The organism is Pseudomonas chlororaphis, from assembly GCA_001023535.1.
In the GTDB taxonomy this organism is placed as follows: Bacteria; Pseudomonadota; Gammaproteobacteria; order Pseudomonadales; family Pseudomonadaceae; genus Aquipseudomonas; species Aquipseudomonas chlororaphis_E.
In genome coordinates this window covers 558,318-583,348 of sequence record CP011020.1, presented here as the reverse complement: position 1 = coordinate 583,348, position 25,031 = coordinate 558,318, and the positions used below count along the sequence as shown (strand labels likewise).

General features: G+C 49.5%; 15 protein-coding genes and 3 pseudogenes. 11 read left to right on the top strand and 7 right to left on the bottom strand.

The window, feature by feature from the left end:
- Window positions 1-664: 664 nt before the first annotated feature.
- The 3 genes from VM99_02400 (at window position 665) to VM99_02390 (ending at window position 5,013) form a co-directional block, all read left to right on the top strand.
- Complete coding sequence (locus VM99_02400; protein ID AKJ96952.1) at window positions 665-1,162, top strand: hypothetical protein; 498 nt, start codon at window positions 665-667, stop codon at window positions 1,160-1,162.
- Window positions 1,163-3,148: 1,986 nt separating this feature from the next.
- Window positions 3,149-3,634 carry a hypothetical protein gene (locus tag VM99_02395; protein ID AKJ96951.1) on the top strand — a complete coding sequence of 162 codons (486 nt, stop codon included), beginning with the start codon at window positions 3,149-3,151 and terminating at the stop codon, window positions 3,632-3,634.
- Between the two features lie 2 nt (window positions 3,635-3,636).
- Window positions 3,637-5,013 carry a hypothetical protein gene (locus VM99_02390; GenBank protein AKJ96950.1) on the top strand — a complete coding sequence of 459 codons (1,377 nt, stop codon included), beginning with the start codon at window positions 3,637-3,639 and terminating at the stop codon, window positions 5,011-5,013.
- A gap of 74 nt (window positions 5,014-5,087) precedes the next feature.
- On the opposite strand, the gene VM99_02385 is transcribed toward VM99_02390, so the two are convergent.
- From VM99_02385 to VM99_02370, 4 genes and pseudogenes are all read right to left on the bottom strand, one after another.
- A complete protein-coding gene (locus VM99_02385; GenBank protein AKJ96949.1) occupies window positions 5,088-5,426 on the bottom strand; it encodes a hypothetical protein in 339 nt (112 codons plus the stop codon).
- A 2,480-nt stretch (window positions 5,427-7,906) separates the two neighbouring features.
- A complete protein-coding gene (locus VM99_02380) occupies window positions 7,907-9,550 on the bottom strand; it encodes a hypothetical protein (protein ID AKJ96948.1) in 1,644 nt (547 codons plus the stop codon).
- A 276-nt stretch (window positions 9,551-9,826) separates the two neighbouring features.
- The gene (locus VM99_02375) at window positions 9,827-10,411 is read right to left on the bottom strand and encodes a hypothetical protein (GenBank protein AKJ96947.1); all 585 of its coding nucleotides are present in this window, start codon (window positions 10,409-10,411) and stop codon (window positions 9,827-9,829) included.
- A gap of 2,166 nt (window positions 10,412-12,577) precedes the next feature.
- Window positions 12,578-13,972, bottom strand: a pseudogene (locus VM99_02370) (hypothetical protein).
- 1,289 nt (window positions 13,973-15,261) lie between these two features.
- Between VM99_02370 and VM99_02365 the strand changes: the two are divergent.
- Genes VM99_02365 through VM99_02345 form a run of 5 tightly spaced genes read left to right on the top strand, consistent with a single transcriptional unit; the run spans window position 15,262 to window position 18,709 of the window.
- The gene (locus tag VM99_02365) at window positions 15,262-15,612 is read left to right on the top strand and encodes an ArsR family transcriptional regulator (GenBank protein ID AKK01674.1); all 351 of its coding nucleotides are present in this window, start codon (window positions 15,262-15,264) and stop codon (window positions 15,610-15,612) included.
- A 22-nt stretch (window positions 15,613-15,634) separates the two neighbouring features.
- Window positions 15,635-16,924 (top strand): arsenical pump membrane protein, encoded by a 1,290-nt coding sequence (locus tag VM99_02360; protein AKJ96946.1) that lies wholly within the window; start codon window positions 15,635-15,637, stop codon window positions 16,922-16,924.
- 9 nt (window positions 16,925-16,933) lie between these two features.
- Complete coding sequence (locus VM99_02355) at window positions 16,934-17,404, top strand: ArsC family transcriptional regulator (GenBank protein ID AKJ96945.1); 471 nt, start codon at window positions 16,934-16,936, stop codon at window positions 17,402-17,404.
- On the top strand, window positions 17,404-18,138 hold the full coding sequence (locus VM99_02350) for an NADPH-dependent FMN reductase (protein ID AKJ96944.1): 735 nt from the start codon (window positions 17,404-17,406) through the stop codon (window positions 18,136-18,138). The genes VM99_02355 and VM99_02350 overlap by 1 nt, the downstream gene beginning before the upstream one ends.
- A 19-nt stretch (window positions 18,139-18,157) precedes the next feature.
- Complete coding sequence (locus VM99_02345) at window positions 18,158-18,709, top strand: acetyltransferase (GenBank protein AKJ96943.1); 552 nt, start codon at window positions 18,158-18,160, stop codon at window positions 18,707-18,709.
- A 481-nt stretch (window positions 18,710-19,190) separates the two neighbouring features.
- On the opposite strand, the pseudogene VM99_02340 reads toward VM99_02345, so the two are convergent.
- A pseudogene (locus VM99_02340) lies at window positions 19,191-19,376 on the bottom strand (hypothetical protein).
- A gap of 197 nt (window positions 19,377-19,573) precedes the next feature.
- Between VM99_02340 and VM99_02335 the strand changes: the two are divergent.
- The 3 genes and pseudogenes from VM99_02335 (at window position 19,574) to VM99_02325 (ending at window position 21,530) form a co-directional block, all read left to right on the top strand.
- A complete protein-coding gene (locus VM99_02335) occupies window positions 19,574-20,137 on the top strand; it encodes a hypothetical protein (GenBank protein AKK01673.1) in 564 nt (187 codons plus the stop codon).
- Between the two features lie 59 nt (window positions 20,138-20,196).
- Window positions 20,197-20,586 (top strand): hypothetical protein, encoded by a 390-nt coding sequence (locus tag VM99_02330; GenBank protein ID AKJ96942.1) that lies wholly within the window; start codon window positions 20,197-20,199, stop codon window positions 20,584-20,586.
- A gap of 344 nt (window positions 20,587-20,930) precedes the next feature.
- A pseudogene (locus VM99_02325) lies at window positions 20,931-21,530 on the top strand (magnesium chelatase).
- Between the two features lie 6 nt (window positions 21,531-21,536).
- On the opposite strand, the gene VM99_02320 reads toward VM99_02325, so the two are convergent.
- Window positions 21,537-22,751: a thioredoxin gene (locus VM99_02320; GenBank protein AKJ96941.1), complete on the bottom strand. Its 1,215-nt coding sequence runs from the start codon at window positions 22,749-22,751 to the stop codon at window positions 21,537-21,539.
- Between the two features lie 243 nt (window positions 22,752-22,994).
- Window positions 22,995-24,971 (bottom strand): chemotaxis protein, encoded by a 1,977-nt coding sequence (locus VM99_02315; protein ID AKJ96940.1) that lies wholly within the window; start codon window positions 24,969-24,971, stop codon window positions 22,995-22,997.
- Window positions 24,972-25,031: the final 60 nt, after the last annotated feature.

Here is a 25,031-nt window from a genome sequence, read left to right as displayed (position 1 = left end):
CCATGCTGATCAACTCCATTTAACAGCAGGTTTCGATAACGCGTTATTCTTAAAGAACTGTTATTCAATCTACGAAAAAATCGGATTCAAGACGGGTAATGACTGTAGATTGCTATTTCTATATGGCGCCCCATTATCGGAGGTAGCCCAAGCACTAGCTTTACCAACTACGAATACCGTGGTGCCTTTCGCTTACGCTTTGGTAGCTCACCATAGTGAAATTACCTCTGAATTCCTAAATGGCTGCGATCTATATGATAAGCATGGGATATTCTGTGGCGTTATCGAAACTGATGCAGGCCATTATCTAGTAAGCAACAAGTACCGAAAAGGTTCAGAGTTAGCAGAGCAAAAAATCTTGTTAACGGACGAGACGCACAGCATCGTTCAGACATTGATAGCGATAACTGAACCCGCCCGTCAGTACTTAAGGAATATTGGGGACCCAAATTGGCGCAGACTGTTTCTTAGCACAGGCAAAGGATTTGGGTACCCTAAAAAGCTAAAGAGCTTAACAATTGCAAAACCTCACAGAATCGAATTCGCCCAAGAGCTGGTAGATTTAGGAGCAATACCCGAAGCAGCTGAGACCCTAAGCCAGCACTGTACACTTACAGCTGTTAGAGCCTTAGGTGGTGTTGCAAAATACATTGAAACAGAAAGCTTGGTTGCCGCTAGTAAGGCGCTAGGCCATACCCGCTTTGACTACGTTCTTCTCAAAAGATACATTCCTAAACCATTACTGGACTTCTTCAGTAACAGATGGATAAGAATTTTCCACCAAGGGTTCATCTTGGAAGCAATGAACGATAGCCCTTATGCGTTGGCTGCAACCGATTTCAACTCAATCGAAGAAATGCACATTTTTCTCAATAATCACGCACTTAAAATCAAGAAGACGGCTGTCGATGCACCAACGCAAGACACTACCTCTCAAAAGAAAGAAATTGTTTTCTGCATTGATGAGACCGTGTTGAGAGAAATGATAAAACTTGAAGAAAAATCGGACACCATCTTGACGAATGCAAAAGAGAATTACTGGTCGAAAATTTCTAGAAAGTTATTAAGTTACATAGAATCTGATGAATGCACACGTCCTGATTTCCAGGATATGCTCAAAGCGGTGAAGAACTCACATGCAAATCGTGAGTCGGTACAATGACTATACATTATCTCCCTGTCGAATTAAGTTTTTTGGAACCCCAAGTTGAAGAGTCGCTACTCGGGGGATTCGATCTATTGAAATCTAAATATGATGCAAAAGCTTGGGAAATAGAAGGCCTATGTGAGCCTGTTAACTTTGAAATTATTTTGGGTGACAACTCTAAGCTAAGTGACAATAAGAATTCTTTACTTAGAAACCAGATTAAAGGTTGGATAGCGATCCAAGCTTCAGGCTACATTAAACTCGGCGGAGCGACTAAGGCGCAAAAACTAAAAAGAATCCGAATCATTTTAGCGATTACGGATTTTCTGCTGGCCAGTCAATACGCTTCTAGAATAAGACAATATGGCCTTAGCACTATTAATGAGCAAATAATCAGGACACTATTGATTCAAATAACAGAAAACCGTGAGACCACGAGCCGTTTTTACGACTGGCCAAATAAGCTAGAGCAATACATTAAGCACGAACTATTAGAAAGCAAGCAATTTTCCTTGGCCGGAAATCACACTGCGCTAACCGATGCGCAGTGTGAGGCTGCAAAGGCCGCGATTCTCAAACAGTCAGGGCAAAGCTTAAAGACGGCCATCCGCGCCCCAGCAAAGGTATACAAGCATGTGGTACAAAAGATTTACTCTAATACTTTGCTTGGTAACCGCACATACATTATCCCTGAAAAGTTTTGCTTCAGTGGCGATTCAGATAACAACTGTAAACCACAGATGAAAATAGCGCCGGTGCGGAGCAGGCACGAGAAGACAATAAAGCAAATCTACTCGCTGCACACTTCGTGCATGGAGTCGCTGATTCATCTTGAAAAACTAAATTTTCAAGCACCAGACCCTTCGACATTTGATTGTTTAAAAGAATTCTCTGCAAAGTTTTTTAACCTTCCTGAACCTGACATCTACAGGTCAATACCTGTTCATGTAGGGTTTAAAGCATTCAGAAGCTCGGTTGAATACGTTTTAAGTTATGGAAGTGATTTGCTACTGGCATGTGCGAACGTCTATCAACAAGCCCGTCTTGAAAACTTAAGCTTAGTAAATTTTGTTAAAAAAAATGGTGTGAAGCACTTGCTACCAGCAACATTAAGTTCGCTGAGCTGTACTACTTGGTCAAAAACGATAAAGCAAGATGCACAGCCTGAGGACTTTGGCCGCTTAGGCCTACACGACTATTTACAAATCTTTTACGGGGCAGCCCAGATTATTTTTGGCGCTCTTTCAGCCCGACGCCAAGAGGAGCTTATGAAATGTACCCCAAGGGAAGTTGACTCGGACACCCAAATGTTGGGGTTTTATGTAGGAAAATCAGGCCTTGGTGATACTAGAGAATATACGGAGCGTCCTATTCCAAGTCTTTGTGTAGGTATCAGTAACCAAATATCCGAATTCCACAAAAGAATTTATCAAAACGATGAAGCTCGTCATGGGATTTTTGCTATCCCATCTCATCGTGAAGCATCCCTTGGATCAGTGAATCATACAAGCTACAACAAGGTTCTTAACATTGCATGCGATTACTTCCAAATATTTTGCGAAAAAACACACCAAAAATACAATCTTCGCCAGCACCAGCTTCGCCGTTTATTCGCGCAAGCTTTTTATTGGTCTGCGTTCGGTGACCTTGACGTTTTAAGATGGTTTTTAGCACATACAGACAAAGCTCATGTATATCGTTATATAACTGAGCATGTACCAGGTGCGGTTTTAACAACCATTAAGGCTGAATTTACAGCGGAGTTTTTATGTCGTGGAAACAAGACATTTTCTGATCTTGAGAAAACTGTAGTCGACCATTTTGGAACAGCATCTTTTAGCATTTTAGACCGAGAGGAATTTGAGTCCTATCTTGCGCATCTAATCAACACTTGCAAGGTTACTATTGAGCCTGATTTCTTTGAAGGGCGCAATGGAGAACCAGTTAAGTTTAAATTTGAGGTACTGTATGTCTAGCGAAACAAAAGCAAGGAAAAAGTCGATGCAGTTGTCTTCATTCCTTCAGTCGATCTTAGTTACTCAGCCTTCGCAGCATGAATGTTTACTCTTAATAAAACTCCTTAAATCACAAGGCGCAATGGCTGCTATGACATGGCCATCACAAGATATGCAACCTATATCCCTGAATGCTCTAAAATCAGCTTCGGGAGAGTGCTTTGTCGAGGGATTCCACAAACTTGATAAATTGAGAATACAAGCTCTGCGTCATTTAAAAGAAGTTTCTGCTCCCATTGGACGCAATGATAGTCGGAACAAAATTGGACTTCTCAATAAGATCGAGCAGCTAGAGTCAGAAAAGCAGCTGGTCGAGGGGAACCTTTTAGTGGTGACTCATGCGTTGCAATTAAGTCTGAATCTGTGCGAGAAATATGTGCGCCTCGTAAATCATCCTGAACGTGCAGAGACCTTCAAAGCTGAGCGTTTGGAGATTCTTCAAATGCTATCTTACTCTCAAAACAGGCAGTAAAGATGGGTAAGCTATATTGCCTTACTGAGGAAACCTTTAGGCTTCCTTTTGCTACCGCAAATAAAGGAAGCTTGGTTTTTGTCGATGCTGAAAACATTCCTAAAATGTTTTGGCCCGATGGAAGTTGGAACACACCAGCCAACCTATATATGCTCAAACTATTTCATGGCGGTTACTCTCGGCTAACTGACGGCGGAACTCTAACAACTTATGCAAACCAATTAGGACATATAATTCGTTATGTATATCTGAATGGAATAGAGCTTCACAAGCTTACGGATAACCGTTTCACTGCGTTTATTCGTTCGCTACGTGCAGAGAAAATGTTGAATGATAAGACTGTATCCAAGAGAAATGAAGACACAATAATTGCCATTGGCAGGCGTACGTTAGAATTTCTTTCATTTGTAGGTATGTTATACGACGGATCAAGTGGCGTTGGTCCTAATGAAAGAATTAAAGCAGAAAAGCGTGAAGTAAAAGTCAGTCAATCAACCAGTAGTTATGGAACTGTATCGACCTCAATACATCATTACTGGCACCATAATTCATTCCCGGAACCCAGCGGCCCAAAAAAGCGCAATGCCATTTCCACCGCAGACATCAAACGTCTTAAAGGTGTGGTTAGTCGAATTTCTCCGAACTCTCATATAAAAAAACGTAGATATGTGATGCTACTTCTCCTAGAGATAACAGGGGGGCGGCGGAGTGAAGTATGCGCTCTAACGGTACGCTCAGTCCTAGCAGCTCTGGAAATGGATGAACCGTTCTTGTTAATGGAGTCGATCAAGCAAGGTGGGAACAAAAAATCTGCACGTCTGATTCCAGTAACTCGCGTGGATCTTTTATTCATTGCCGAATACATAAATAGCAATCGTTCTATCGTGGTCCATAACACATGTGGAAAAATAAAAGACCATGGATATGTTCTGATTAATCACCGTTCAGGCCAACAATTAAAACCAAACACTCTGACACAAGAAGTCAGGGCGTTCCGGATCGCGGCAGGTATTCCTGGCCGAGCGCATCCACATATGTTTCGTCACCGCTTTATCACAAAGCTGTTCGTATCATTCATTACCAGCCAAGAAGTTCTTGATAAAGAGGACTTCAGGTCTAGAATTCTTAATGTCGAGTACTACAAAAGGAAAATCTTAGAATTCACGGGCCAGAAACATGTTAAAAGTCTCGACCACTACATCGACCTAGCTTTTGACGAGTACTTTGACGTAGAGCGTGTGAACAAAAAGATCAGGGAGACTCTTGATCTAGAAGCTATAAAAAGGGCCTTGGAGCTTTTGAAATTAGAAGTCGAAAGTGGGATCGAACCCCACGATATCCAATCAAGAATTGGCGAAATGCTTTCCCAAAATGACTAAATAAACTCTTTTTCCACGTCTCCATCGATCTGATTACAGTGCGATGGAGATGGTAAGACAAAGCATTTTAGCGTTTATGCGTCGGAGCTGGTATCCGCGCTACCGATGGTGCTCAACCAGAAATAAACCCCATTCAAGATAGCGGCCAACGCCCCCAAGAGGGCTGCTTTCGTATTCAGCATTGCTGCTGCGGTAGTGATTGCGGCAAATTGCTTCGGATCGTAGCCAATTGCCATGGTCAACTCCTCTTGCATAGATGCCGAAAGATGCCAAAGGACCGTAGAAAAAATTGCGATTAGGATACTGAATATTATCAGAGCGGTTTTTACAGTTGAACTCACCAGCGGGTTGTCTTTCCACACGTTCTGAATCAGATATGCTGCGGCAGATGGAACACGCAGCATAGCAGCCAAGATTTTTTACAGTCTTCGCATAAAGCACCAATCCTTTCAACGATTATATGACGAAAATAGCCACTCAAAGGTAGTCAACGGCTGGGAGGGGCCAATTCTTGAGCGTTCGAGATTATCTTTTTCTCCTTTCTCCTTTCTCCAATTCCTAGGCTCGCTAAGGCATCGCTTGGCACGACTGCCCCGTTTCGCTAACGCAAGATCGGAGACTATACCCAGGGTAGGACTATTCATAGTTTCTGCCGGAGCTGCGCTGGCAGGAATCGCCATACACATCGGATGCGAAATCGCACTCCACTTAACCACCTGGTTGCGTAGGTACTCACCACACGTTTGCATTACTTGACCAGACATTTGCATTCGGTTTGCCCCCCTATTTGCATCGGATCTGACCAGCATGCGTAGCAGCCTCTCTCGCTGAGAGTGCTGCATTACCGCCGACTGCGACCGGCAGAATTCGGCCAAGAGCCGCCCCTCAGAGCTGTCCGTTTTGGGGCGATAGGAACGCGACTGGCTTGCCCAATCTGAATCTAAGCCAAAACGGCCTTCAGCTTGTGGTCGTAGCGGGCGAGTTGAGCGTCGGCTCTTGGCCGTTCATTACTTCTCGAAAAAAAGCATAGGAACGACCGGTAACTGCCAGGCAACGGTAAATAATCTGTTTTTGTACTTTCGCGTCCTTGAGCCGCAACTGCACTCGGGGTTAAAACAGTTGCATCCGTATGACGGCATATTGGTTCCAGCAACCAAGTTTAATGGCCGTTTTATCTACTAGTAAATTAATTTTTGGTATATGGTATTTATGACGCTCTACGATTAGAGGAAAATGGCTCTAATAGTGGGAACTGGTGTTCACAGCAATATTCTAGCCTATTATAGATATTAATGTCTCCAGTTGTGTGCGTTGCCATACACAGATAGATATTCCCTGTTGTCTCCTTAGAAAACACTAACCATTCGCCCGTTATTCGTTTTTCATTACTACGTGTTTCGATTGTGCCCTCAACCAGGTTGTGCACAAGTTTGTCCAGATGTTTCTGTTCTATAACAGAATTTTTTTCTCCCATCGATTTATCCCATATAGTGTTGAAACTTTTCTTAATCTCATTTTGAATATTGTGTACTAAAAAGTGATCAGAAAAATAATGCTGATGCCACAGTGGGTGCAGTGGCGCATGTTTAAATTGAGTGGCTTCTTTTGTATAGCCATCATTACTTAACGTCTCAAGACGCTTGACTTCATCAATGATGTGCGTTGGATCGACTCCACTTAGCTCAAGATTCACGATTAAATCAACAACGAAAATTTCTGAGTAACGATTTGGGATGAGTTCGTCAAGTCCGTACAGCTGAACAAACTCAGTCCTTTGTTCGCCGTCAATATTTATAGTTTCGCCGTTAACAACAACGTCGATGTTTAAGTTGCGAAATTTACTCATTCACATATTCGCCTGAAGTTCGATTGATTTACAAGGTTTTTTGATTTATTCGCTCGGTGTAGTGAGCATTATCATGCTTTCGCTCACTACTTACGCCTGATAAAAACTTTGCTTCTTGAGATTTTTCCGGTGAAATTTGGTATTTTTTCGTCTAGAAATCTTTTAAGCTCTTGTGCGTCTTTTTCAAGTGTAGATGGGCCCAGCATTATTTCGGCAGTTAGCATTTTGGCAAAATCATATTCCATATCGATAAACTGTATATCTGTAGGGCGATCATTATCCATAACTTCTTGACAACAAGTATAGAGCAATGCATCACGTCGCTTTATGACTTGTGATTTAGGTACAGCTTGAACGATAAATCTTATTTCTTGCTGGAACGCCCAGTGCAGGCTTTTAGTTAAGCCGTAACTAGATATGTAGTCTGCATCAAATATTCCGCGGAGATTTTTAAGCATTCGAAGCCTAGGCTCATCTTTGTAGATGATGTCTGACAGAAATTCCATACCTCTTGAGCCGCCACGATGCATCAAAAAAACATAAGCATCTTGATTTTTTTGGTTGGATATAAAGTACTTATTGGAAAGCTTTGGAGTTAAAATATCTGTAGAAACTCCTATTCTTACGGCGAAAGGGGAGTCAACATACATTGTCCATAACGGTACGCTCTCTATAGCGTCTCTGGTCCAACAGCTCGCAAATGTATACGGTGCCTGCGAGGTGGTATCAAGCAAAAAGCCCTCTTCCGCATCGTCAACATTAGCTAGCGAATTTAATCTGATCGTCCCGAATTCAATTATTTTTTTAAAGGTTTCAAAGCTTGTATAATGATAGATTTTTTGCATATAAACTCGATTTGTTATTGAGTCTTAATGTAGGTAGATAAAATGTTGCATAATCATCCAAGCGGTTGTTACGTGTTATATTTTTTATTATACTGGCTACTCTTGTCCAGACGAGAGCTTTCAGCGTTCCGATTACTGTGCCCACCGAAGCCAATACCTAGGGGCCTAAACATGCGCTTTTCTCGCCTGAATCTGACCTACTCTATGACCTATGAAACTCGCTTACGATTCTAATTACGCCCTCAACGATCGTTTTCGCCATTCCTCTGGAAACTTCTAGCTCCTCCTTCGAATGGACAATGCCATTCCTAAGCTGAATCCAGTCTTGAAGGTTTGGTAGCGCTTGTCCACTGATCAGCCCGCGATTAACCGCAATTTTTATCATCCCAATCAGAGACAGGTGGGGCTTCAAAGCAGTTTCCTCATCTCCGATCCGCATAACTTTTCGCAGCTCGCCTTCAAGGTACGTGATGGCGGAAACTATAGCTGCGCGGTATGCCTTAACTCTAAAAAGCCGACGCGCCTCGTCTAACTGGGAATCACCGTCGGAGGGAAGCGCCCGTTCGAGAGCGATGACTAGGTTGCGAGCAAAATCCTCTGATTGAGAGGTTAAAAGATCGGGGCGGTAGATCGCTATCACCCCTTCTAATGCGGTGGGTAATTGCTGCCCTTCTCTCATGACCACTATCAGCGTGAGCGGCCTTCCCTCACGCCTCCTAGACGCAGCACGGTTAAGCGCCATTTTTAGCTCAACTATTGTCCAGTTAGACGATAGATCAATGACCATGGCAATTGATCTATCAATCAGCGCATCAAGCTTGGCGATGATCATATCACCAGGCGAAATCACGCCATCCGCCGTTATCGGGACGAGGTTAATATCCTCAAGAGCAGGGAAGACTTGATCTTTATAGAACGGTAAAACATCTAACGGTAACGAAAAGAAGCAAAGCCGTGAGGACGCTGACCTCGGCAGCGACAGCTCCTGCATTGCCCTCTCCTCGGTCGCTTTCATAACCGTAAAGGCTTTGTCTCTCAAAAGCTCCCGAAGCTCATCGAATGCGGCGGCAAGGATCTCCCCGTATTTGTCTCGGGTACCTGGCAGGTTTATCACCTTCACCCCACGACGCTCGAATCGGGAGACATCGGATTGATTCGCGCCAACAACGATGGTGTAGGCAAATCGCCTAGTACGCCCTAAACGCTGTGTTACCACGTGCCAGATTTGTCGAAAATCTGGATCGTCAAGGCTATATCCAACCAGTACCGCTGTCTTGGTGATCAAAAGGTTCGCAAGATAAGTTGCAAAGAGTGGGTAGTTCGCTAGGAAACCGTCGTAATCGGCCTCTGTAACCACCATCCTTCTGGGGTGGTGAAGATCGCCATGCAGTTTCAGCAAGTTCACCCCCGCCTTAGAGGAATTCAGCGACAGCTGTTCCTCCTCAAGGATGGGGTAGACGGTATTGGGCCCTAGGCGGTATTCCTGCTCCAGCAGAAAATCGAAGTTCGTTGTGCAAACGATATCGAATGGAATGGAGCAAAAGCTCTTGTGTGCTTTCCCTGGTTGCGCCTCATGGATTAGCAGCACTTGTGTGAGCTTGTCCATCAACCTCGCACGGCCGAGTTCATGCTCGTAAGCTGAGATTGCGTCCAGGGCTCCATTGGAGCTGAAATCAATCAAGTCATCCTCCAGAAGCTTGCCTAGCTCACCCCAAAGCGGCGGTCTTTGACCCGACGTCACATGTGCATTGAGGGACATTCCGGCGCCGATAATTGGCAGCCATCTGCCGTTCACCAGATCGTCTAGGACCGGCTTGGGGAAATACTTGAGGTAAGTTGTGGCCACTTCGAAATCCTCCTTGATCAGCGTCGGACGATATCAGTAATGGCATTTAGATGCCAATTTAGGGTCGTTGAAAGCTTCCAGCTGAGGATCGAAGCAGCACCGACATTCTTCAACGCTTGCTGCACTTGCTCCGTTGCCGCCCTTTATAGCAGGCAGCCATCGGCCAAAATCAGACGCTGATCGTACTGAAGAGAGCCCATCCCTCCAGCAGCTATGGACGACCTAATTGGGCGACGACTGGCAAGGTGAAATTAAACTGTCCGATGCAATTAAGCATCAGACCACAACTAGATAACTTGCATGATGCTTCGTAAGCATTTCGTTTAATTCTTCTTTTTTCAGTATTGAATGCTTCCTAACGTTTTCGATAAACAGTGCGTATGAGTGCGCGCTTATGAGATCGGCACCCGTCTCGCTTGGCATTCTGATAATTTGTTTAATATCTTCAACTGTCAAATAACCGAATAATGGCAGTATCAATTTATCAAAAATATCGTTAACAGCACTCCAGCTGCGGGCAAGCCCGAGCAAACTTATGGCGCGCGACTTTGCCGCATACCTGAGATTAGTTGTGACCCCGACGGCCAACTCATCAATAGACAAGCTATTTATGCGCTCAACAACCACGCTGGTTAGCGATGGCATAAAATAGAAAGCTTCAAGTTGACTTAACAACGCAATGGTTGGGCCAACCATAACATATCTCTTAATTTTGTCCTTAGCAGGCGCATCCAAAACCTCCAATGCGCCTTTGACCCATGCGATCAATGCAGCTGCGCTGGCAAAGTCTTTATCAGGAGCGCTAACTAAGACACTGTTGAGGTTCTTTTTCAGTCGTTCCGCAACTACAGCCGGTCTCATTTCGATTAATGCATTGAGCGCTACATATACTTGTGTTTTATGATGCAAAGGATCATTGAGGGTGACGAAGCCGAAAATTAAAGAGTCGACAATACCTTTAAATAATGCGTCGGTTCCATTTTCCAAGCTAGATCCTCGCAAATGTACTTCTGCACTCTTAACATCCAGCGGGAAATAATCTGATGCTATCAGAATTTTAAGCTTTGCGAGAGCCGCCTTTCCTTGAACCGGCGGCATAGCAAGCACATGAATGACCGCATTTCTAATATGCAAACGCGCTTGCTCTGCTGAAGGATAATAAGGAACACCAAGATCCTGAAAAGAAGGGTGCGCACAACGATGTCGGTCCTCGCGCAAGCGCTCAAGGTCGACAAATTGTTGAGAGTCAAAGAATTGCAAGGTGTCTCTACAGGTTTCCAAAATTTTCCGCTCAAACTCAAGCGCCCCTTTAATGCCGTCCTGGCTTTGATTATTGATTTGAGCAATATACCCCGCATACTTAAGCTCTAGTAATTTTGCCGCGCCGTCCCCAGAAAGTGACAACTCCCTGATTTTGTCAAGCAGGTCAAATACTATAGCGATCCACGCAGTTACAATTGTTGCCCTGTATGCACCTGCTTTATAACAACGAATAGCTTCCGTTACGTGCTCACGGGATTGATCAGATCTACACCGATTTGCCAAAACCTCAATGTCGTAAAGGCCTTCATTCATATCAATACCTCGCTCTATGCAATTTGATTCTGTAACTCAGCTCTGCGCTAAAACGTTTTTACACACCCTCGGCCCAAGGCCGCAGTGGCGTTGGTGGAAGCAGCAGAGCGAAAAGGCTAGCAGGCACGCAACTGGTGCAGCCAAAATGCGGCACCATATTCAATTCGGGATGGGATTCACCGCTATTAACCTTTTTCAGCCGACCTCGCACACGGGTGGTTTAAATTGATCGCCGAACTCTTTCTCTGCGGCTTTCCTTCTTGCAATAACTTCTTTCGAAAATGCCCTAAGCTTGGCAATATCTTCAAGTATCTCCGGAGGAGCAGGCCGATTTTCTGTTAATGCTCGAGATTTGTCATGGCCAAACATCCAATTGCTAGTTTTAGTCATTTGTTGGGTGATGATATTCGCATCTGTAGGTTCAATACTAAGCTGATCCAGTCTAAGGGTTTGAACGCTATTTCTGCCTCGCGTTACGATCTGGCAAAATAGATCTTGTTCTATTAGCGCTTCCCACGCTTCCCGCAGTAAACAGTAGATCAGCGCTGCACGCTGGTTATAATTATCAATATCGCTTTCGTAAAAACCCTTGATGGCATGAGTATCTTCATCTAGTTGTTGTGCACGTTGAGCGGTACTCATACCGCGCCACGGTGCTTTGCTGTAGCAAAACCCTGAATCTGTACCATTTCTGCGTATAGTAAAGGTCGAGCGAGCAGGTCCTTTTCCGAGGCTAAGAGCGATATCATCGCACTTCCCCTCGACTTCCATAATAAGCGAAAGATCGTGTGTAAATATAATAATCTGTCGAGTTAGCGCTTCTTTCGATAGCCTCTCGGCGATTTTCTCTCGGTAAATATGATCAAGCGAGCTGACCGGATCATCCAATATTATTGGAGCGTTGTTTCTGAAAGTTTTTATTTCCGCCAAGAACGCTGATAGGGAAATTACTTTTTGTTCCCCCTCGCTCAGAATTTTTCCAGGCCGTTTAGTTGCTATAGAAAAACTGTGGGAAGTATCAGAGTCACGCACGACTGGGGAGATTTTTACATCAAGAGAAACCCCCATAAACTTCAATTCAGCCTTGAAATTTTCTATGAAATCTGGCGTGACTAGCTGTGAAATTATAGCTTTAGCTTTGGTGGAGAATTTCTGTTTCGTACTTTTTATTGCATTTAATGCGTCGGCTATTTTTTTATTGAACACAAGCGATTGCTGATATTCGATGATCAAATCTTTAGATATATGCAAGTTACGGTTTAGCTGTAGCTCAGTACGTCTACCGACATTCTCTTTATGTTTTTCAGGGGAAATCGTTTGCAATAGTTCTTGTCTTTTCTGGCTCAGCAACTCTATCAAAGTCTGCGACAGTAGATCAGCGTTTACTTCCTCGGAAGGGTATGCGGGACTTTGATCGCTGGGCTTTTCAAAGTAGTCTTTTCTTAATTTTATGATTTTAAATATAGTGCTAACTTTGTGATCACTATCAAGAATCTCTGCGAGATCGTTACAAAGTGGCTCATAAGATTCTTGATCTGGCACAACAATATCTTTAATTGCCTTTTTTGTTGCTTCAAGATTTGCAAGCGTTGTTTCGTATACCGTTTTGCTTTTGTCGATTATATACGATTCAAATCGCGACAACCTGTCTCTGGCCTCATGTTCTAGGGGCTGCATACACAACACGCACAGGGAACCATCATCAACGTTGGGGAAATCCTTGCCTACATAGGCATGGCTTTCTGAAAACTCTTTTGCAGCGTTAAAGAGTAGTTTCCATGCTGTGGTATGAACGCCTTCTAGCGGCTCCGTCATTTCTAACTTCGCGACAGCAATATCATAGGCCTGCTTCGTAACAGTTACGGCGTTCTCTAATTCAGATATTTCCCTTGCCTTTTGACTGCTAAGTATACCTAAACAGCTCTTAAGTTTCGAAATTGCCCTAGGGATACGTGTTTCGGTCAAGGCAGTAATTTTCTCAAGTTTCTTTGTGCTAGTACCGTTTTCATTTTCTTGTATGGCAACCCCCAACCTGTCTAGTTCAATCTGATTTTCATCGTTCCAAGAAAGCTTTGCTTTTATACTATGAGGAGTTGTTTCGTCAGAGATTCCCTTCAGCCATGCATGAAGGGCAGGAAATTTCTCAACATCGGATATCTCGGGAAGTTTCGCTATTTTGAGTTTTCCAGAAACTACTCTTTTAATCTCCTCGGTTATGGCGGCTACTTCATCAAATATCTCTACCCCTTTTGGCTTGTACGTGACCTGATTGTTCTTTTCTAAAAGTATCTTTCCAGAATCAGAGTCGTATACATTTATAACTGAAAGCTCTGTCAATGTTTTTCCGGGTGCCCACTCCCAAACCAATCGTTCTCCGTTCTTTATAAAAGAAATTTTTGCAGTCTGTGGACCTTTCTGGTTTTTATATACGTTTGGGAGAATTTCTGGCTCGACATGTTTGGAGAAGCAAGCATTTTTTAAAAGTCGAGTATATCCGGACTTTCCAGATCCGTTTTCACCATAGATAAGAGTGATCCCACTATGACTGAACGGAAGCGTCGATCCATTATAGATGGCGTTTATGTTTTCTACAGCATACACGCTGCATAGTTTGATTGGTTCAGATGATGGCCGATCGTCTATGATCTCGTTCTTAACAAATGGGGCTTTACAGTTTTTAAGCTCTCCATCTTCATTAATTCCGAAACTTGCGATGACGTTGCCAATAACTTGCTTAATGGAGTCCTCTGCTAATGTTCCATTTTCCAAAAGACGCCGAACTAAGTCTGCTTCCCAGTCAGAAAGGTCTGTAACGGCCCACTCAACGATTTCCTTGACAGAATTCATACGACGACATCCCTATTATTGGCATTGTGCCATCACTTCTACCTTCGCGGTACAATGATGTCCATACCCTTATAGTCGAAGAATCCATTCCCGGAGCAGGAGAGCCAAGCCATGCACATTCTGGAATGGGCGCTGCGGTGTGTTTTTACGTCGCTTAACCACTAGGCGGGATTGCGTGTAATTCAGCCCCTAACTCCACTGGCTAGCTCCGCTGAGGAGCACCACGTCCAGAGGTTCTCCGCTGTCCTGATACGACGCAGGATAGCTCCTAGGTATCACGCTCACCCTGCATTCCTCTCGCTGACCTGAATTCACTCGGTAGAAATTCGTGGATGACACCTTAGGCATCCGTTACTTTTGTAACTGTCGATGGCTAGACATCAGCCTAGGTGCTCGGGCCCACAAACGCGTTCAGGCACGGGAATTTAAAGCACCCGATATACGTGACATTGGGTAGGAATGGAGACAATGCAGCTTTCGCCTTTAAGAACGATTGTGAGGCTATTCCCGTTAGTGCCATGCCGTTCCTGTTCACATTCGGAGACCGTCATTCGCCTTATGCGGCAGGAGAGAATGGCTCTTCATCCGGTCCAGAGGCTGGGCTCTTTATCGCACCGAAAATCTTTGCACATCATGGATGGGAGTCTTGAGGCTGAATCTACTCGCGATACTGGTGCGATTCAGCGACTTCTTGCCAATCCGATACGGTGGTTCCTCCCTCTCCAGTACTATGCGTCAGTGAGTCTACGTATTAGTTCTGACCAGTAAAACAGCTTTCACAACGCTATTTGTAACGCGAAAATTTTGCGTAACAGGGGTTGTGTTACGCAAAATTTTTGCGTTACGGAGGCAGCACTACGGTAATCGTCGGGGAAAGCCATCAGGCCGTCCCTGCGGGACCAGGGAATAAAGATGACCCGGATAGAAGGGGGCAGTGATGGTGCTGAAATGGCGCTGATGAGGCACTCCTTGTATCGTGGAAATTACCCCTAGGATCTGACCACCTAATCCATAGCTGCTGACTACTCAATTGCATTCGACCTGACCAGTTATCCTGCCACTACGCTTACCGTAGTAATCCAGAAATTGCGTTCAGTGAGCAACCATTCGAGCATCCAACCTCCGCTCTCGTGCTGTGGTGAATGCTAACCCCCTCGTGTCGTGTCCCTAGGCCTACCTGTGAGCGTTGATCCCCGGATCGTACATTCCCGTCACTAGCATTTGTGCAAGCGAACCGAATGTGCTTACATTTGTATATTCGGTTTTCCACATATGCAGAGCGATTGCTTATGAGCCTTGCACCACACACATTCTTTAAATGCCTCGGAGATGAAACCCGCGCTCGGATCATGCTCATGCTTTCAGCTGAGGGCGAGCTATGCGTGTGCGAGTTGATTTGGGCACTGGACGATAACCAGTCGAAGGTTTCGAGGCATTTGGCCCAGCTGCGTGCCTGCGGGTTACTCGCGGATCGCAGGCAGGGGCAGTGGGTTTACTACCGGCTGCATCCGGAACTTGAACATTGGGCGCTTGATGTTCTGAACGTCACTACGCAGGCGCACCAGCCCTGGGTTAACGACCATCAAGGACGGCTGGCTTCCATGGAAGACAGACCCGTGCGCCAAGCATCCTGCTGCTGACCTCCTGACTTGGAACATGTCCATGCTCATCGCTGCGTCGATTTTCGTTGTTACGCTCGTGCTCGTTATCTGGCAACCAAAGGGCTTAGGCGTCGGCTGGAGCGCAGCAGCGGGTGCCGTTCTGGCACTGCTGACGGGCGTGGTGAGCTTGGGGGATGTGCCGGTTGTATGGCACATCGTCTGGAACGCTACCGCGACCTTCATTGCAGTGATCATCATCAGTTTGCTGCTTGATGAAGCGGGATTCTTCAAATGGGCAGCGCTTCATATGGCCCGCTGGGGTGGTGGAAAAGGCGGACGGCTTTTTGCACTCATGATCCTGCTCGGTGCAGCTGTCTCGGCACTGTTCGCAAACGATGGTGCAGCATTGATACTCACCCCCATCGTCATCGCAATGCTAACGGCGCTGCGCTTTAGTCCGGCATCGACCCTGGCGTTCGTTATGGCCGCAGGCTTCATCGCCGATACCGCCAGTCTGCCCATGGTGGTATCCAACTTGGTCAACATTGTTTCGGCTGACTTTTTCGGCGTTGGTTTCGGTGAGTACGCCTCGGTGATGTGGCCGGTGAACCTGGTGGCGGTTGCCGCGACGCTGTTCATGCTCTGGATGTGCTATCGCAAGGACATTCCCGCCCAGTACGACGCGAATCAACTTGAGGCGCCGGCGTCGGTGATTCGTGATCGGGCGACCTTCATTGCGGGCTGGTGGGTACTTGGCCTGCTGCTAGTTGGTCTGTTCGCACTGGAGCAGGTAGGTATCCCCATCAGCGCCGTTGCTGCTGCATGTGCAGTGATCCTCCTGGTCATCGCCGGAAAAGGCCACATAATCTCCACGAGAAAGGTCATAAAACACGCGCCCTGGCAAATTGTCTTGTTCTCGCTGGGTATGTATCTGGTGGTCTATGGCCTGCGCAATGCCGGGCTGACTGACTCTCTCTCCGGGATGCTGAACACTTTCGCCGAGCATGGACTGTGGGCCGCTACTTTGGGCACGGGTATCACCGCTGCGCTGCTGTCCTCGATCATGAACAACATGCCGAGTGTGCTTATCGGCGCACTATCCATTCAGGGTAGCGACGCTTCGGGGCTGATACATGAGGCCATGATCTACGCCAACGTCATAGGTTGCGATCTCGGCCCAAAGATCACGCCTATTGGAAGCTTGGCCACACTGTTGTGGCTGCATGTTCTGGCACAGAAAAATATCCGCATCACCTGGGGCTACTACTTCAAAGTCGGCAGCATCCTCACCCTCCCGATCTTGCTGGTAACGCTGGCGGCACTGGCGTTGCGGCTGAGCATCCCCGTTTAGGAGAAAGCCATGAAAATACTATTTATGTGCACGGCCAACAGTTGTCGTAGCGTTCTCTCGGAGGGGCTGTTCAACCATCTCGCGCCGAGCGGCTTTACCGCCGTAAGTTCAGGCAGCTTCCCAAGCGGGCAACTGAATCCACGCGCCGTCAGCACGCTGCGAGCGCTGGGTATCGACACCGCAGATCTTTACAGCAAAGGCTCAGAGGTCTTTTCGTATTCACCACCAGATGTTGTGATCACCGTCTGTGACAAGGCCGGGGGCGAACCATGCCCGGTCTATTTTGGACCTGCTGTCAAAAGCCACTGGGGTCTTGCCGACCCTTCGGATGTGGAAGGAACAGACAGCGAAATCCAGGCCGCATTTGGCGCGACCGTCGACCAGATCAGAAAGCGTTTCGAGGCATTCTTCAGTCTGGATCATTCCGCGCTTTCACCGCAGGAACTAAAGCGCGAGTTAGATCGAATAGGTGAGCTGTAATGGACGAATTCTCCACGGATATTAGTCCGGATCTTCCAAATCTGGATCTGTCACTGGTTGATATCCCCTCAATGAATCTGCTTCAGGGCCACGATCATTTGGCCCATAAGCCACGTATTTTGTTGTTGTATGGTTCAACCCGTGAGCGCTCTTTCAGCAGGCTACTGACCCAAGAGGCAGCACGCATCCTGACCCTAGTCGGAGCCGAAGCCGTGATCTTTGATCCCTCGGGTCTGCCTCTACCTGATGACGCTCCGGAAGACCATCCAAAGGTCAAAGAGCTAAGGGATCTGGTTCTATGGTCGGAGGGACAGGTGTGGTGTTCGCCAGAGCGCCACGGCGCGATGTCTGCTGTGTTCAAAGCCCAAATCGACTGGATTCCACTCACGATGGGTGCTGTCCGGCCCAGCCAAGGCAAGACGCTGGCCGTCATGCAGGTCTGCGGTGGATCACAGTCCTTTAACACGGTAAACCAACTGCGGATACTCGGGCGCTGGATGCGGATGATCACCATCCCAAACCAGTCATCAGTACCCAAGACCTTCCTGGAGTTCGACGACGCAGGCCGTATGAAGCCATCTGCGTACTACGACCGCGTGGTGGACGTGATGGAGGAGCTAATGAAGTTCACGCTAATGGTTCGGGGCCGGGAAACGTATTTGGTAGATCGCTACTCGGAGCGTAAGGAAAGCGCCGAGGCACTCTCGAAACGCGTCAATCAAAGGTCGATTTGAGCCACTAAGGGAATAGAGGATGAGCAACGCTACAGTAAGGATTGCGCATGTTTCGGACGCGCAAGCCATCCAGGCAATCTATGCACCAATGGTTGAGAGTACTGCGATTTCGTTCGAGCTTGAGCCGCCTTCAGTCGAAGAGATGGCCAAGCGGATTGAGTCGACTTTGCCGACTTATCCGTATCTGGTAGCAGAGCGAGACGGTCAGGTCATCGGCTATGCATACGCCAGTCAGCATCGTGCTCGTGAGGCGTATCGCTGGTCGGTCGACGTCACCGTTTATATCTCGCCAGAAGCGCACCGTCGCGGTGTTGGCAGGGCTCTTTACGAAGTATTGCTGCCGACACTGAAGAGGCAAGGTTTTCACGCAGCCTACGCCGGGATCGCACTGCCCAACGAGGGCAGCATAGGGTTGCACGAAGCGCTGGGCTTCGCTCACATCGGTACTTATCCAGAAGTAGGATTCAAGCAAGATGCGTGGCATGACGTCGGGTACTGGCGCATTGCGCTGGATGCGACTCATCAGCCGAAACCGCCCGTGCCTTTCAGTGAAATCAATCAGTACATTTAGTCCAGCGCAACCCTTCTGAATGGGCCTCGACCAGCGAGATCAAGTGCGAGTGGCCCTTCAAAAGCAAACCCCTACCAACCTCTTGCCGAAAGGGGGTTGGACGCTCTTACTTGTGGCGCCAATTCAGCGTGACCTTTGTCGGATCTACGAGCTGTAATCAGTGCCGAATGCAATCGACTGGTTAGAAGGAATGGAAATGACTGGTCAAGTCGAATGCAGTTACACATATCGCAAACGATAGGGCGCTTATCTAGTTTGAGATGACGTCATGTCCAGACTACATAGACTGTGGAGCTAGAAATATTCAGCCATGCCGAAGAAGGCCATGCGACATAAAACGATGTGTGTCATAGCACAATGGGTGCTTTCACTTTGCGCTAGGATCGATGAATCCTGCGAAACCTACCTGTCTCTCAATTTCCCGCAGCGTTTGAATCAAGGGCTCTGATGGACGCATAAAATGCTTAGCCAAGATCACCGGGACAGCCTCATGCACTTCAAGTCGCTCACAGAGCTGAGCCAACACAGCAATCGACGGCGCGCGTTTTCCTCTCTCAATGTCTGATAAGTACTGAATCGATAGCACACCAAGAAAATCTTTTTGCGTAAGCCCCCTGCTAAGGCGTAAAGCCTGCACAGCACGGCCAAATGCCTCATTGAAATCCATCGATAGCTGCCTAGAACCAAAGCTAGCATTGGACAGGCGCGTAGGGTATTTTGGAATCAACGATAGGCGAAGTTAAGATATATCTTTACGATTGGCTGCCTTATCACTTTGGCCTGGTTTTCTCTGTTTGCGCCCAGATTTGGGCATTACGGAACACACAGGCCTTCGCTTACAACTCGTTCGATGGGTGTAATGACATGAATGACAAAATCGACGCAGCTATATTAAAGCTAAAAGCTGACGCCAGTGACGTGGCGTTTACGGGCTTTGTCACGAATGCTCACGTCGAACCGCCTTTAATGTTGGCGGGAGAAATCTGGAGCCATGTGAATGCCGAGCCGTCTGGGAAATTCGCTGACGGCCACCGAATTGAGACTTCTGATATCGTCCAAATCCATGCTCTTGGCGACAGTCTGTGGGTTACCACTAGAAGCGGAAGCATTTACGGAATTTTATCCTTCACACCACTTGGCTGGACTTACTTGAGCGATTTTTACCAAGCTGACTACAAGCTCAATCCAAGAAACCAGACCACCACGAGCTTTTATATGCCTAGCCCTACAGCAGGGAATGCCCGTTTGGCAAAAAGGCGTCCTGAAAGGACGAAGACTGAGTCTGTAAGGCTCACAGGAAAGGCGCTAAAGCGTGAGCTTCTTGGGCCCAAACCTGACCCAAAGTACATGAGCCAGATGAACGCTTTCGTTCATGAAACGGTAGAGGTGCTGAAGCGAAATGGTGTGAAAATCACAAGCCATGAATAGTGATCTCCATTTGTAATCACGGTTTTCGTAGATCTCACAACTGCTAATGGAACACCGATATGACTACGCAAGTGGACCTCATAGGGGATCTCCAGAAACGCTACCCTGACGCGTTTAACGGTCAGCACACCAGCATGTTCACGTTTGACTGTGGTGAGGGATGGCTCGACGTTGTCGGCACTCTTTGCTTTCTTCTCGCTGAAGCTAATCGGCGCGAAGGAAAGGCACCTACTTTCCTGCTAAGTGTGACGGAAAAATTTGGGACGTTACGAGTCATGGTATCGAGCCGTGAACCTGAAGCGCGCCAGTTGATCGCGTTTGCAGAACATCACTCGACACGTGTCTGCGAAATCTGCGGTGCAAAGGCTAGGCTTTTGTACAGCGACGGATGGCAAAGGACGCGGTGTGATGCTCACTCTCTCACAGTCAGGACAACTGAGGACGATTAGTAAAGTGCAAAAAATGCACATTCCAAAATTTCCATTACTCGCTTTATGCCGATGGTCATCTGTCTTGACCGCATCAGCACTGGGAAATGTAAGCGGTTGCAAGGGGTAGCCTAGGGGGATGGCATGGATTTATATCCATGTGATGAGGTTTTCAGCATGGTGCTCGTAGGTCAATAGCTTGCCCAGATGACTTGTGGCTCAATTCGATTTCTGAGCATGGACGCAGGAATTTCAGAGGTTTGTCCTTCGAAAACTTAAAAATGTTGTGTCTGCTAATAGCTCCACACCCCTGCTAACACTGAAAAAGCGTTCCTCTATCACTGACAACATTTGCTGAAAAATCGCTAAACAGCAAAATGCCGGAGTTCGACCGCAAGGTCCTGGAAGTGTTGAGGGAGCCGTTGGAGTCGGGGCACATCGTGGTATCCCGCGCCCGTGACCGGGTGCGTTTTCCCGCTCGCTTCCAATTGGTGGCGGCGATGAATCCTTGCCCCTGCGGCTACCTGGGCGAACCCAGCGGCCGTTGCGCCTGCACGCCGGACATGGTGCAGCGCTATCGCAACAAACTCTCGGGCCCGTTGCTGGACCGCATCGACCTGCACCTGACCGTAGCCCGGGAAGCCACGGCCCTGAACCCCAAGCGCGAATCCACCGACGACACTGCCAGCGTCGCCGGGCAGGTGGCCCAGGCGCGAGAACAGCAGCACCGACGCCAGGGTTGTGCCAATGCCTTCCTGGACCTGCCGGGGCTGCGCCGGCATTGCACGTTATCCACACCCGACGAAGCCTGGCTGGAAACCGCCTGCGAACGGCTGACCCTTTCGCTGCGGGCGGCGCACCGTCTGCTCAAGGTCGCCCGGACACTGGCCGACCTTGAGCAGGCGGTGAACATTCGCCGTGAGCACCTGGCTGAAGCGTTGCAGTACCGCCCCGCGACAGCGTGAGCCGCATCAGGGCTTGGTCAGGTCCACCAGCGGCGTTTCGCGCACCTCGGTCTTCTGGCCGTTCTGGATGGTCTCGATGCGCTTGAGGGCCTTGTCCACGGCACCCTTGTCCGCCAGCAGGCTGTAGTGGATCTGGAACTGCCGGTGTTCTTTTGGCCCGATGGTCGGCACCAGGCCCAGCGGGCGTTGATAGTGGCGGTTATAGGAAAAACTGGTACCTGGCTCCAGCCCGGTCACGTAGCCCTGGCCTTGGGTGTCGGTGTTTTTCCACAGGGAGAACACCGGGAGCGTGGCGGTGTTGAAGCCCACCGAAACACCGAGGCTGCCGGCCTTGTTGTGCAGCACGGTGAGCGTGTCGCCCTTGGCGTCGGCGTAGGGCACGACGTTGTAGACGGTTTCATCGTAATCCTTGGTGGGTGCGCGGTAGGTCTGCCAATCGGCCAGGTCGCCCTTGGCCTTGTCGTTGAACGGCGAGACCTGCTTGACCGGGGCCGCGAACCGCGCACCCTGCTCCAGGAATGGGGTGCTGAAATTGCTGTGGTACAGGGCCTGGTATTCCTTCGGATAATCACCGTTGTTGGTGAGCGTGTCGCTGAGCGCGAACGTCACGCTGCCGGGCTCGGTCACCAGTTCGGTCTGTACCGAGAAGTCGACCTTCTTGAACGCCTGCTCCTTCAACTCACCCCGCAGGGTGATGGCGTAAGGCGGTTTTTCATCGATGTGCAACGTGACCTTGTTGGCCGGGATGTTGGCAGCGCGACCATGCAGGGTCAGCAGCTCGCCGTTATCCGTGCCGGGGTGGCCGACCCACTCGTAGCCGCAGCGGGTGACCAGCTCGTTGAAACCTTCGAGCCAGCCCAACCCGCCGCGGCCGTTGAGCTCGATGAAGGCCGGGTTGACGACTTCCTTGACCGGAGAGTCCCAGCCCATGCGCACACTCCCCACCGAGGCCTGCAGCACGTTCATGCCCCGGGTCGGCACGACAGAAAGCTTCAGGGTGCCGTTGTCGATGTCGACAACGCTGACGCCTTCCTGGCGACCACCGTGCAAGGTGCGCATCGTCACGGAAAAGGGTTTGTCGGTCTTCACGCCCAACTGCTGGCTGGTGACTTGCCAGGGTTGAGCGGCTTTATCGGTGTCCAGCAGGACGTAGTCCCACGCCATGGCATGGGATGCAGCGCCCAAGGCGCCGAGGGTGACGAACAGTTTGAGCGGAGTCATGGACTTGGCCTTTTATTGGAGTTGTGCGGTTTTTATAGACTTGAAGAAACGTTTCAGCAAGCCTAAAAACGCGCATAACCCCAAAAAAGGAAAGCATCGTAACGGAGGGGAGCGAGCCTGCTCGCGACAGCGAGGACTCCGCAAAAGCAGAGGCTGACCATAACGCTGCCTTCGCGAGCAGGCTCGCTCCCCCACTGGACAGCAGTGATCGGGAGCACGCTTGCTCGCGGCAGGCGCCAGGGTTCAGCGGAACCGATCAACCTCTTGGCGCAGGTCCTGGGCCAGTTTTTCCAGTTCCTTGGCGGTGAGGGCCAGGTTGGAGACGACCTGGCGTTGCTCACTGTTGGCCATGGCGATGCTCTGCAAGTTGCTGCTGAGCAAGGTCGCGGTGCTGCTTTGTTCCTGGGTGGCGGTGGTGATGGCGGCGAATTGCTGACCAGCCGAGCGGCTCTGCTCGTCGATGCGTGCCAGGGCCGAAGCAACGTTGGCGTTACGCGACAGGCCTTCCTGCATGAGCAGGTTGCCTTGCTCCATGGTGCTGATGGCGTTGCCGGTTTCCTGCTGGATGCTGTTGATCATGCCGGAAATCTCGTCCGTGGCCTGCCGGGTACGAGACGCCAGGCTACGGACTTCATCCGCCACCACGGCAAACCCACGCCCCTGCTCGCCGGCACGGGCGGCTTCGATGGCGGCGTTCAGGGCCAGCAGGTTGGTCTGCTCGGCGATCGAAGTGATCACGCCAACAATGCCGCCGATTTCCTGGGAACGCTGGCCCAGGGTATTGATGACCGTGGCGGTGCTGTTCAGCGCGCCGGCGATCTGCTCCAGGGACGAAGAGGCTTCATCCATCGAGGTCCGGCCGATCCGCGTCTGCTGGGCGTTTTCCTGGGCCAGGCGTTCGGTGTTGCCCATGTTGTCGGCAATGTTCAACGACGTAGCGCTGAATTCCTCCACCGCGCCGGCCATGCTGGTGATTTCGCCGGACTGCTGCTCCATCCCCTCGTACGCACCGCTGGACAAGCCCGACAGGGCCTGGGCCCGGCTGTTGACCTCCTGGGAGGCCTTGCGGATGTGCTCGACCATGGTCGACAGGGCCTGGCTCATCTGATTGAACGCACGGGCCAGTTGGCCGATTTCGTCGTGACTGGACACGTTCAGGCGCACGCTCAGGTCGCCGGCACCCAACGCTTCGGCCTGGCGCACCAGGTCACCCAGGGGGGCCAGCTTGCTGCGCAGCAGCCACATCGCCGCGCCGACCGCCAGCAACATCGCCAGCAAGCTGCCAATGGCCAGTTGCGTGCCGACGCTCCAGGTCACTTCGCGAATCTCAGCCTTCGGCATGCTCGCCACGACCGCCCACGGTCCGCCTTCGAACGGCACCGCGACGCTGTAGAAATCTTCGGCGGTGTCGCTCCAGAACGCGCCCTTGCCCGGCGTTTTCACCAGGCCCACGACCGTCGTCACCGCCGAATCGAGCGCCTGGACGCCCGCCGGTGGCACCAGCCATTTGTTTTGCTCATCCAGCAGGGCCAGCGAGCCGGTCTTGCCGATGCGGAAACGCTTGAGGTTCTCGAACTGCGCGTTCTGCGCGTCGGTGTAGTCGAACCCCACATAGAGCGCGGCGATGATCTTGCCGCTGCTGTCACGGACCGGGCTGTACTGGGTCATGTAGTAACGACCGAACAGCAGGACACGGCCGATGTAGCTCTGCCCACCCATCAGGCGGGCGTAGGCCGGGCTGGCATGATCGAGCACGGTGCCGATGGCGCGCGAACCGTCCTGCTTGGCCACCGACGTGCTGATGCGGATGAAGTCGTCGCCGCTGCGCACGAATATCGTGGCGGTACCGGCGGTCATCTGCTTGAACTCGTCAACTTCCTTGAAGTTGTTGTTCAGCATTTCGCCGCCCAGGTCCAAGCCGGGGGTCTGCACGCCTGCCACGGTCACCGACTGGTCCGGGTGCACGCTCAGGCCCGCGCTGAAGCGTTTTTCGAACAGGCCGGCCAAACGCTGCGTGCTCTCACGCAAGGTGCCGTGGAACGTATTGAGCTGGTCGGCCATCAGGCGCGCTTCGCTGGCCAGGTGTTCTTCACGGGTGGCGAGGTTGGCGGTGTCCAGCGAGCGCAAGGCGAAGACGGTACTGCCGGAGATCACGATCGCCAGTATCACGGCGAGGGCAAGGCCTAGCTGTGAGGCGATCCGGGCACGGGGTTGGGACATGACGGCTCCTGGCCGAGACTCTGGATCATCCTGATCACGTCGCACGCTCGGCATTATTTC